The following is a 10,726-nucleotide window of genomic DNA, read 5'->3' as shown; positions in this document are numbered from 1 at the left end:
TCATTCTATTTATAGAGGTTATGAAATCCTGCGAATAAGTGAGCATTCAAGAGATATTCGTATCAAACTGAGGGAGTTGAAGAAGGGAATCAAAGAGAGGATGCAGTGCAAACTGTATCCTCTAATCTTTTGCTGCACGCAGTATAGTCCGTTATAGGTGTAGCTACAAAATAATCTGGGATAGAGTGGTTAAAGATTTATCTATCAAAATCTAAACGTCTTTAGTTATATCATACCTTAACAATTGTCGATGCTTATAAAATTTATCAAAAATAATACCCATTAAATAGAAAAATAACAAACCAAAACAAATGTGAATAAGTGTAAATTTAACTCCAAATGAAGCAAATTCATAAACAATAACCGGTAATTTTGCAGTTGTCCAAACTCCTAAAAAAAATACAATATAGCGTATGCTTGCTCCTTTTTTTAATAATAGTGCTGCAATTGGAAAAGCTACGTAGAGAGGACCAGCTGCAATTACTCCTAATAATAGGGAGAACAAAATGCCATAGATGCCGGATTTTTCTCCCATATATCTTATAAGTGTTTCTTTCTCCACCCATTTGTCAAGCAAACCTACGAATATTAAGACAGGAGGGAGTAGAAACAGCATATCTAAAATGCTTTTTACTGTTAATTGAAATGCGTTCCATCCCAGCGATTGGTTTATAAAGGTAAGGATAATTAGCCCGAATAATAAAATGAAAAAGAAACGATACCTTTTTAATTTATTCATCCCATCACCACCCAAATAATATATGAAAATATTAGAGACATTACCAATGCAGATACGTTGCGAGAATAGGCAAAACTTCGCCCAAATATCTTTTGTTCCATAGGTAAAGTTGTGATTCCTACAGACATTAATGTAGATATTAATACAGCCACTTGAGGGAGTCCTGCACCATTTTGGACTAATGTGTGTCCAAGAGGAAATACAACAAAGCTTGGAACTAGTGCAATAGAACCAATTAATGCCGAATAAACAATACCTGTCAATCCAGATTTTTCTCCAATGATTGAAGAAATTAAGGTTGGAGTTAATATAGATAGTGATAGTCCAACGAAAAGCATAATTGATAACATGTCAGGTATAATATTACGAAAGCTTTTCCATGACTTTAATAGAGCATCTCTTGTTTTATTTCGATCTTTGATAAAAGAAATACTGAGAAGAATAATAGCCATAGCGTAAAGGATAGCACCATTAATCATGATTAGACTCCTTCCATTCTTTATATTTATTTAAGAAAAATGATAAATTCTTCATTTTTTCTTCTATATCTATTTGAAAATCTTCTAATTTTCTTTTTCCAACTGTAGTAATTTTGTACATTTTTATCAGCTTATCTTGATTAGATGTGTCTAAATACGACTCAACAGCACCTTCTTTCTCTAATGTTTTTAATGTGCGATAAAGAATGGCACTATCGATTGGATTGATGGGAAGCTCTTCTTCACATTTCTGCAGGAGTTTCCCTCCATAGCTATCTCCCTCTGTTAAAAACAGCAGAAGAAATGCACCTGTATGTCTCCCTGTATGTTTCATGAAATATATAACCTCCTAATTTAAATGTAAAATTTTTTTTGGCAACACCTTACTGTTAATAACAGTATACTGTTATCGACAGTAATATGTCACTAACAGTATGTCTTTTTTTAAAAATTTTTTGTTCAATTTTTCAGTTCAGCTTTCGTAGGGTTAGTTGGATGGTAGCTTAAGAATAGAATTACAGTCCCATCTCGTGTGATGGCAGAACAAGCGGGGGTATTGTTAAGAGGAATCCATAGTTATCACCTATGAAATAAACTCCCTTATAATTTAGAATGACAGAAACACATTGATGGTTTAAGAATTTTGTCTTTTACTGATTTAATAAGAAATTAGAATGTGAAGGATTGCACTTAAACTAACGGGTGCTTGAGTTTAAGAATAGGTTGCTGCGGCAGCCTTTTTATTATTGTGCTAACGGGGCAGTTTAGTTGAACAAGGAGTCGTACAAATTTTATAGTAATGATAACTTATATATAATAAACGGCGGTGATTAAGATTAACAAAGAGTATCCGTTTAAACCTAAGACAAATAAAGATTTAATGTCTGGTCAATTTTGGGCTATCCCATTATCATCTGGTAACTATGCCTGCGGTAGGGTAATTGAAATTCCTTCTAAAAAAGGAATTGGAAGCAGAACGATGTTTTTAGCTGGTTTAATGGATTGGCAAGGTTCTTTACCTCCAGTTGCAGAAGATTTAATAGGATGCCGAACACTCTATCAAGGTGCAGCAGGTATTATCACTATACATAAAACAGGATTGGAAGGTAAAATTAGCGGTTACAGACCTTTGGAGTTAGATGGGATTAGTCCTGATTATTTGCGTTCGCAACAATTTGGTGGAATGCTGATGAAAGGTCTTAATGAACTACGTCCGATAACAAAGGAAGAAGAAAGTAAGTATGAAGTCTATTCCACTTGGGGCTACACAGTTATCAAGAATTTAGTAGAAAATTTCTTTGTAATGAAAAAATGAGTTCTGGAACTATTCTATATTTGAAATACTAATTTAATAGTTCTTGTTAAACTAACGGGGTGCGAATATAGAATAAGAACATGCCTTGATCTAAGTAGCAGGATTGGTGCATGTTCTAAGGGGGATGCGTTAAATGAATAAAAAACGAACATTCATCATTGTTAGTATCTTAATATTGTTCCTGGTAATTCTTCCAGTTACAAAACCGTCCGCAAATCCTTTTAATGACTGGTTAACCAAAAAGTACGATATAGATTGTAACGGAAGAGAGTGTTTATCAAAATCTAATGCAAAAAGTTATAAAGTTGTAAGCAAAGAAACTGATAATTATTTTTTATTAAATATGACAGAGATAGAATTACAGATTGAAGATGGTGGTTTCGCATTTGTTGAAGGAATAGGGGTTTTAGGAGGGTTTATCCCTTCTACTTATAAACCATACTACGAAAAATAAGTTTAGGGCGATGGTTTATAATCACCGTTTTTTACTTCGATTATTTAAGTAGAATGTGAAATATTGTACTTAAACAAACGGGGTGCAAGAGTTAAAGAACGGGGATCGCTGCGTCGATCCTTATTTGTTATTGAGCTAACGAAGCGGGTTTGTTGAAGAAGGAAAAAAGAAACTTTTGTTGAATATTAGGTTAAATTCGATGAAAGGAGAGAATCGACTATTCATGGAATTATCAATGTCTCAATTATTGGCTTTAGAGAATATTACAAGGTATGCAAGGAACAATAGACATGAAGCTAAAGAAACAATTAATCACATACTTAAAATGTCTAATATTTCGGATAAAATATTTGAAAATGCTGTTGTTAAAATTAAGGCTCACGCAAAGATAGGATTACATTTTCATCCAGATAGACCAGATTCAACTATGAAATGCGTTGCTGAAGCACTGTTGGAGCAGGGAATATATAAGAGCCAGTTTGAAACATTTATATCTAATGGCAGCGTATCCGCATACCGAGGTGGGGAACGCGACCTTTGGGAGAAGAGAATTTTTGGAGGAGCATATCAACTGGAGGGCACAACCAATAACCAACGTCCTAAATATGGGGCACTAAATTTAATGTTGCACCCAGATGGACCTGCTCCACGTTTTGGATCATGCTATTTTCTTCTATCCCCCAGGGTTTCATATCGTTCCACGTACACCTATTTAGATTCGCATCAAGACCCAAAAGAAAAGGGTACCAATAAAGAGTTTGACCTCATTTTGGCTGCACTCTTGGAAGAGGCGTTCTTAAGAGATTTTGCAATTGGCGAAAGAAATCTGACACCAGCAAGGTTAATCAATCATTTGCTGGTTAATCTTGAAAGACCATTTACGGACCCAGCAAACAAAGAGCCTAACCGCAATCTTAATCACTATATTGAAGCCCAGGTTCATGGTGATATATCACTTAAAGAAGACGTGGAAGTGCTTGTTGCAGATCCTTCTTTCAAGGAAACATATGTAGGGAGAATCTTGAAACAAATATGCCATAAGTATTCCATTGATCTGTATTGGCACAGGGGCTTTGCTCTTATGGTAGATGAAGTTCCTTCTGATTTTAGAGGTCCATCAATGCCTTCCTTGGCAAATCGCATTGCACTAAATAATTTTATCGATGCAAAGATAATTGGATCTGCCGTAATGGATTTAAACCGCAATCCTGAAACTTGGAGTGATCGCGGAACTTATAAAGAGGTACTTCAGGAATTAAAACTATTGTGGCACGTTTTAGTGAGATATGGAAAGCAAAATCCGACATTGAAATAATGGTGAATTACGACTGCGATCCTTCAATAGGTAGGTCGCCTTTTTTCTTATTCCACAAGAAAGTTTATGAAATATTGTACTTAAACTAAAGGGTGCTTTAATTGAATAAAAGGACAATACATTTTTCATTTTTAGAAGAGTATGGTCAACAAGCGATAATAAGCAAGGAAATTAAATGCCGTTGTATGTAGACGGATAGCAGCGAAGTACCAATGAAGTTGGGTAATGCCGATGGAGGAAAGGCTAGGAATTGAGAAGATCATCTTAATTAAGGTGTTTTTTTTATTTCGATGAATGTAACAAAATATCTAAAAGGTTACATAGTCGAAATAGCAAAAGCAATTTGAGGAGTGGGTGGAACGCCTACCCCTTTTTTTGTTACTCCGTAACAAGTATTTATACATAAAAAAGCCAATCCTTTACACTTCAAGGGATTGGCGTTTATCACTTAGATTAAATTGGATTAGGTGACCAGAATCGAAACTGACCATGAAGAACCGTATTCCCCGCTTGGATTCCATGGAAACACTGTTTAAATCATTTGCTTAAAAGAATCTGCGTCTTCTATCGAATTCAAAACGTCTTCTTCTTTCGAAGTCAAAGCGGAAAGGGAAAAATGGGAAAAATCTTCTTTCAAAAGGGAAAAACCTTCTTCTTCTAAAGTCGTCACGAAAAAACCGATCTCTTCGATCAAATCCAAAAAACGGCATTTGATTCCTCCTCCTTTCATTCCAGAAGTCTATATGACAAAAGGGCAGATTAACTTAACCCGCCCATTGTTCCGTACAATTTAGCAAAATGAAGCCCCTACAATGATCAGTAGGATGAAAAGTACTACGATTAACACAAAGCTGCTGCCTCTATTGAAGCCACCGTCGAAGCCAAAACCGCCACAACCAAAGCCACCGTCGAAGCCACAACCGCCCCATCCAAAGCCCATATTTTTTCACCACCCTATTAAATATCTGAAGGAAAAAACTTATCACTATGTATAAATATTCCATAAGACAAGAATGGATTAGACAATCACCCTTGTTAGGACAAAATTGGCGATTTGCCTAAAATGAAAAGAAGCGTCTGCAATACATGCAAACGCTTCTTCGGAGGTGCTATATTGGCTTGGCGGCCGGTGGTAATAATAACATATGCACTCAGAATAAAGCTGAATGGGACAAGTGCTGATTAAAAGTATATTAAGCAGAGAAAAAAGCATCAGATAGGTTGCAAAGTCGAAAAAGCAATCTGAAGGGATGGGCGGAGTGCCTGCCCTTTTTTTATTGAACCCTTCTTCTTCAACTAACGAAGAAGGTTAGTAAAAAAAGGAATTGGCATTAACATCACGAATACTATCTGATATAGTGATTCAATTTTTGCTTAAGTGGGTGATGAGAATGAAGAATTCGTCAATATTAAATGTAATGGAAGCTCTAAAAACCAGATTAGATGAGAATAATTCATTAATTGTCCATAGTACGTCTGGAGATTACCAAAAAGTTGGTTTTAATTTTAACAAGCCTATTACTAAAAACGAATTAGAACAATTTATTACAAAAAATCATTTGGAATTGCCTACTGAATATAAAGAATTTTTATTATTACATAATGGTGCAGAGTTTTTTACTTACGAATATGGCTACTCCTTTTGCCTTTATTCAATCGAGAAAATGATAAGTGAATACAATTCAATGAAGGGTTATTGTGATGTGGGATATATTTTGAAATATTGCTACCCAATTGGCTATGTTGTAGATAGGGGTACGTTATTACTTGACGTTTCTAACTATAAACAAACTAATAAAGTAAATATCCTGTTGCTGAGTATTGAGACCATAAGTTTTTACTGTGATTTAACTACCTGGTTAGAAAGAATGATTATTGCACAAGGAAATGCGTATTGGGATTGGTTTTTTAAAGGGGTTCAACTCGATTAATTTTATTGCAGGAACTTAATAATTCTATTATCAGGATTTGACCTTTTTGTTTTTTTTAAAAGCAGATTGTGAAATGTTGTACTTAAACTAACGGGTGCTTTACTTCAAGAAGGAGTAAAGCCTTTTTCTTATTCAATTAACGGGGCAGGATAGTAAGAGAAGGGTATAAAATTTAAGTATGTTGAAAATTTTACTTTTTAAGATTAAGGGAAGCACTAACTTTCTTAAGTCTCTGGAGGAAATGATTTTGGAAAATCCTATACTGTTTTATAAAAATCCAAAATGGGTATTGATTGTATTTGAAATATCTCGCCTTATATCTTTATTGTTTTTTTTGGTGATTATTATAAGAGGTGTAATTGAAAAGGATTGGTTTTTGTGTGTTTATGGAATTGTATTTATTATCACGTTTTATATGCTTTTCCGCTATTATAGTGGAGATATTCGAGGGTATGTTGCTGTATATTCAAATAAAATTGTTGAAATTAAGAAACACAAAAGAGAAGTAATATTTAACGATGTAATTGAGATTAGATATTTTAAAAAAGAAATACGTTCAAAGCAAACATCGTATAAGGATTGTTTACATTTTTATGTAAAGAACCAGACTATTCCTGTACTTATAAGTCCTGCTTTTAAATCCACATTAACTGCTTATACTGTGAGGGAGGAAACAACGGAAATTTTGTCTTATATTAGGGTTAATTTTCCTTTTATTAAATATACAAAAGAAGAATGGAAGGGAACTTATTAAAGAGAGTTCTTGTCCAACTAATGGATGCAAGAGTTGAAGATGGGTCAGTGCTGCACTCCTCTTAAAGGAAGGGGTGTCTGTAAATATATTAGGGGGATTTAGATGTGGTTCAATGGGAATTTGATGGTTCAAAAAGGAAAATTAGGGGTTTAAGGCGAAGGTACAAAACGTTAGTAAATGATTTAACAGACTTAACAAAAACTATGCCTAATCCTAATGATTATGGTTTAGGTTATTGGCATCTACACTTACCATTCAGCCAAGAATATATAGATTCGAAAAATACACCGAACAAATTAAGGCGAGATATTATGCAAAAATTAATCGAACGGGTCGATTATTTAATAAACATAAAGACGAAAGAACAAAGTGATTATTGCATTTATGCTATTGTTTCATTACCCAATTTGTTTGACTCACAGATTGTAGTATTCCCAGACAAAAGCTGGTTTGATGGTTTTTTCGAGAGAAATTCAAAAGAACAAAAATGGATACCTCTGGATAGTGATAGAAATATTATTAAAGAGTGGAATCTTGTTTTATCTTCTGATTTAAAAGTTAGGGGTTTCAAAGAAATAATTTCGGACGATGACATCAACTATGAAGGCGAAATCTGGTTTATTGGTGAGTTAAATTAGATAAGTTCATTTTGCAAATAGGTGCTAATTCTTCAAATCAGGCTAGTATTTTATTTATTTCTAATAACAAGATTGTGAAAAAATGTACTTTCACTAACGGGTGCAAGAGTTGATTAAGGGGTTGCTACAGCTGCTGCGGCAACTCTTTTTCTTAACGGGGCAGGTTAGTTAATCTGGAAATGAGGGATAGAAATGAATACAAATGAACTAAGAGCATGGGCTGAGACTCACGATGTTGAAAAGAAAACAATTGAAAATTTTTGGAACGTAGTTAACTCTTATGAAGAGGAAGAAGGTGAACCTTTCTTTGGCGGGGACATTGATAAAAACCAATTGGAACTTAACCTAAATAATGTGGCTCTTTTCATCGATGCATGGAGTAAAGACTCATACACTCAATATGGTTTTGACTTCATTATTTCATATCTGCCAGTTATTCATAAGGAAGAAGATTTGGGTACATATAAATTGTATTTTAAACTTGATGGAGAAATTTTTGATGACAGATTTTCACCTTTTTAAAAGTTTCTTCTTGAACTAACGGGTGCTTTAGTGGAACAGTGGGGTTGTTGCGGCAGGCCTTTTTTTATTGAACTAACGGTGAGTTTAGTGGAATAAGAAAAAAGAAACCATCATACTCAAAAAGAAAAGATATATTATAAAAGAAGAGAAAAAGCTGCTAAAGATTACTTCCATCTGTTCGTTAATTTAGTATAGTCTAAATCATTATTATACAGAGGGGATTGATTGTGAATGGAAGATGTTTTGAAGCAACAATACGGTTTCATTAGGTCCACTAGACAAACTTTGTTTGCGTTTTTGGAAGGGATTCCGTTGCAAAAGTTGCACAATACAGTTCCAAACTTCGGGAACAGCAGTATTATAAGGACCCATATTCACGTTGCTGATTGCTATCTGGCCTGGCTTGGGAAATTCGCACTTAAACTCACTGATTGTTCGTTCGCTACAGATTATGATATCGAACACTCAGATGTTAAAAAGGTTCGAGATAGATTTGATTTAGTTGATGAAGTAGTACAACAGTTTTTGTTTGAATTCAATTCTCGCTGGATCGAAAATATAGAGAATCAGGTGAAGTGGCAGGAAGAAACATGGAGTACGACTCCCCTATGGCTCTTAACCCATACCGAAACACATGAGTTTCATCATAAGGGACAAATCGTATCGATGGCTCGGCAATTAGGTTACAATCCTCCTGATACAGACCTTGTTGAACCTGAGGCAAAAATCTAGGCTTCATGCATTAATTTAATAGAAAACTTCTTTTCATTAACGGATAAAGATAGTTAGATAAACAGCCCTATCTGTGGGCCGAAAATATTTCTTCAACTAACAAGTAGAATTACTTCAATAAGGGGGTGTAGTGCTTTTTATTGAAGTAAAGGGGCAGGTAAATACAATAAAAGACTATAATAACGAAGCCTAGATTGATGACGTTAAATCACGGAGGAATTTTTATGTTCTCTGATTTAGAATTGATGGAACATCATGTGAATGTGTTATTTAGACACGATACTGAAAATCGTGTGACAGTCGTGAATGAACCACCATACGACTTTGCACCACGAATTTTCGTTGGTGGCACCAGACTGGGTAGTGTAGTAAGGTATTCAAATATGTTGGATGCGAGTCTTGTAGAGAAGTTAGAACAAGTTATAGGGACGAATCCTGGTGCTCATCTAGTAGAAGTAATCAATGCTTTATGCAGAGATCGTAAATTAAATAATTTATGGATTGGACCAGCGTATGTGTTTCCTAATGTAAGGTACAGGTCTCGTGCAAAAGCAATACAAGTAAATCATGAAAACAAAGAACTACTAAAGTCTCATTTCCCATATACATTTGAGGATTTTGAGTATAAGCAACCTTGTTTTGTAATAGTTGAAGATAACCTTGCTGTTTCGATTTGTTGTAGTGCAAGGCAGACCTCAAAAGCAGACGAAGCAAGTGTATTTACACATGAAGATTACCGTGGAAGAGGATACGGTGTAAATGTTACAAATGCCTGGGCTGCGGAGGTACAAAAACAAGGACGAATTGCTCTTTATAGTACTTCGTGGGATAATTTTTCATCCCAATCTGTGGCAAGGAAACTAAAATTGATTCAGTATGGAACAGACATTCATATGAGTTGAAGTAACTGTAAAACGCAAGACTCCTTCTTCAGCTAACGGGTGCAGTAGTTAAAAATGAAGATCGCTGCGGCGATCTTTTTTTGTTTGTTGTGCTAACGGTCAGTTTAGCATTCCTGTAGATCGTTAAATATCAGGTTTGAAAAAAATAGAGCTTCTCAGTAAGATACGAGTATAGAGACCAATCTAACTCAAAATCTTAAGGAGGAAGCCCTACTATGAATTTTAAAATGCAAGACAAACAAAATCAACTAATAGAAAGAATTTCCGATACACATCTAATTGTAGGTGTAGATATAGCCCAACAATTACACGTTGCTAGAGCTGTTAACTTTCGTGGAATTGTAGTTGGAGATCCTCTTACATTTGAAAATAATGAAGAGGGATTCGTTAAACTATTAAACTGGATTCAAGATTTAAAAAGATTAAAAAACTTAGATGCAGCAATAGTATGTATGGAACCTACTGGCCATTATTGGATTAACCTATCCAAATGGTTAAATAACCAAAACATTGAGGTAGTAACAGTCAATCCCCACTTAGTGAAAAGGAATAAAGAGAATCGTGACAATACTCAATCGAAGAGTGATAAAAAAGATGCCCTCGTTATAGCGGATATGGTGAAAAACGGTTATTATTCCTTTGTTCGTCCAACAACAGAATCATTTGAGAAACTTAGAGTTCTAATTTCTAACCGTGATGTGATTGTAAAACGTTTCGTGATGGCTATTAATCAAGTAAATCGATGGGTGGATGTAGTCTTTCCAGAGCTCAGACAAGTGTTTAAAGATGTATCGTGCAAAGGGGCCATCGCAACTCTGCGTTTATTTCCTACACCGGATGAAATATCTTCACTAGAAACATTAGATGTCATGAGGGGGTGGAAGTCTTTAATGAAACGACAACCAGGACCCAAGAAGGCTCAATTATTAATCAATCTAGCAAAAT

Annotated in this window: 13 protein-coding genes and 1 pseudogene; 10 read left to right on the top strand and 4 right to left on the bottom strand. The window is 34.9% G+C overall.

Annotated elements, in window-relative coordinates; translation table 11 throughout:
• Positions 1 to 211: 211 nt before the first annotated feature.
• The 3 genes from TR08_RS29205 to TR08_RS29195 are packed head-to-tail and all read right to left on the bottom strand — an operon-like array spanning position 212 to position 1,552.
• Entirely contained in the window at positions 212 to 739 is a 528-nt protein-coding gene (locus TR08_RS29205; protein ID WP_045524378.1) for a permease, read from the bottom strand.
• Entirely contained in the window at positions 736 to 1,218 is a 483-nt protein-coding gene (locus TR08_RS29200; RefSeq protein ID WP_045524376.1) for a hypothetical protein, read from the bottom strand. Before TR08_RS29200 ends, TR08_RS29205 begins: the two co-directional genes overlap by 4 nt.
• Positions 1,211 to 1,552 carry a PadR family transcriptional regulator gene (locus TR08_RS29195; RefSeq protein WP_045524374.1) on the bottom strand — a complete coding sequence of 114 codons (342 nt, stop codon included), beginning with the start codon at positions 1,550 to 1,552 and terminating at the stop codon, positions 1,211 to 1,213. The genes TR08_RS29200 and TR08_RS29195 overlap by 8 nt, the downstream gene beginning before the upstream one ends.
• 492 nt (positions 1,553 to 2,044) lie before the next feature.
• Here TR08_RS29195 and TR08_RS29190 point away from each other — a divergent pair, with 492 nt between their 5' ends.
• From TR08_RS29190 to TR08_RS29180, 3 genes are all read left to right on the top strand, one after another.
• Positions 2,045 to 2,533 (top strand): hypothetical protein, encoded by a 489-nt coding sequence (locus tag TR08_RS29190; RefSeq protein WP_152597556.1) that lies wholly within the window; start codon positions 2,045 to 2,047, stop codon positions 2,531 to 2,533.
• A gap of 133 nt (positions 2,534 to 2,666) precedes the next feature.
• Complete coding sequence (locus tag TR08_RS29185; RefSeq protein WP_045524370.1) at positions 2,667 to 2,987, top strand: hypothetical protein; 321 nt, start codon at positions 2,667 to 2,669, stop codon at positions 2,985 to 2,987.
• Between the two features lie 223 nt (positions 2,988 to 3,210).
• Positions 3,211 to 4,302 carry a DUF3626 domain-containing protein gene (locus TR08_RS29180; RefSeq protein WP_045524368.1) on the top strand — a complete coding sequence of 364 codons (1,092 nt, stop codon included), beginning with the start codon at positions 3,211 to 3,213 and terminating at the stop codon, positions 4,300 to 4,302.
• A 790-nt stretch (positions 4,303 to 5,092) separates the two neighbouring features.
• Here TR08_RS29180 and TR08_RS34140 read toward each other — a convergent pair.
• Positions 5,093 to 5,161 (bottom strand): annotated as a pseudogene (locus TR08_RS34140) (YjcZ family sporulation protein); the annotation flags it as partial.
• A 532-nt stretch (positions 5,162 to 5,693) separates the two neighbouring features.
• Here TR08_RS34140 and TR08_RS29175 point away from each other — a divergent pair.
• The 7 genes from TR08_RS29175 to TR08_RS29145 all read left to right on the top strand — a co-directional run.
• On the top strand, positions 5,694 to 6,233 hold the full coding sequence (locus TR08_RS29175) for an SMI1/KNR4 family protein (protein WP_045524367.1): 540 nt from the start codon (positions 5,694 to 5,696) through the stop codon (positions 6,231 to 6,233).
• 247 nt (positions 6,234 to 6,480) lie between these two features.
• Positions 6,481 to 6,987 carry a hypothetical protein gene (locus TR08_RS29170; RefSeq protein ID WP_045524365.1) on the top strand — a complete coding sequence of 169 codons (507 nt, stop codon included), beginning with the start codon at positions 6,481 to 6,483 and terminating at the stop codon, positions 6,985 to 6,987.
• Positions 6,988 to 7,091: 104 nt separating this feature from the next.
• On the top strand, positions 7,092 to 7,625 hold the full coding sequence (locus tag TR08_RS29165; protein WP_045524363.1) for a DUF3916 domain-containing protein: 534 nt from the start codon (positions 7,092 to 7,094) through the stop codon (positions 7,623 to 7,625).
• 192 nt (positions 7,626 to 7,817) lie between these two features.
• Complete coding sequence (locus TR08_RS29160; RefSeq protein ID WP_045524361.1) at positions 7,818 to 8,147, top strand: hypothetical protein; 330 nt, start codon at positions 7,818 to 7,820, stop codon at positions 8,145 to 8,147.
• Between the two features lie 231 nt (positions 8,148 to 8,378).
• Positions 8,379 to 8,879: a DinB family protein gene (locus TR08_RS29155; protein ID WP_045524359.1), complete on the top strand. Its 501-nt coding sequence runs from the start codon at positions 8,379 to 8,381 to the stop codon at positions 8,877 to 8,879.
• 224 nt (positions 8,880 to 9,103) lie between these two features.
• Positions 9,104 to 9,781, top strand: coding sequence for a GNAT family N-acetyltransferase (locus TR08_RS29150; protein ID WP_045524357.1), 678 nt, complete (start codon positions 9,104 to 9,106; stop codon positions 9,779 to 9,781).
• Between the two features lie 215 nt (positions 9,782 to 9,996).
• The coding region (locus TR08_RS29145) for an IS110 family transposase (protein ID WP_045524349.1) at positions 9,997 to 10,726 on the top strand (730 nt) is incomplete at its 3' end.

It is taken from the genome of Neobacillus niacini (assembly GCF_000759675.1).
GTDB lineage: Bacteria > Bacillota > Bacilli > Bacillales > Cytobacillaceae > Neobacillus > Neobacillus niacini_A.
The sequence above is the reverse complement of the archived record's forward strand: the minus strand, read 5'-3'. Positions and strand labels throughout refer to the sequence as shown.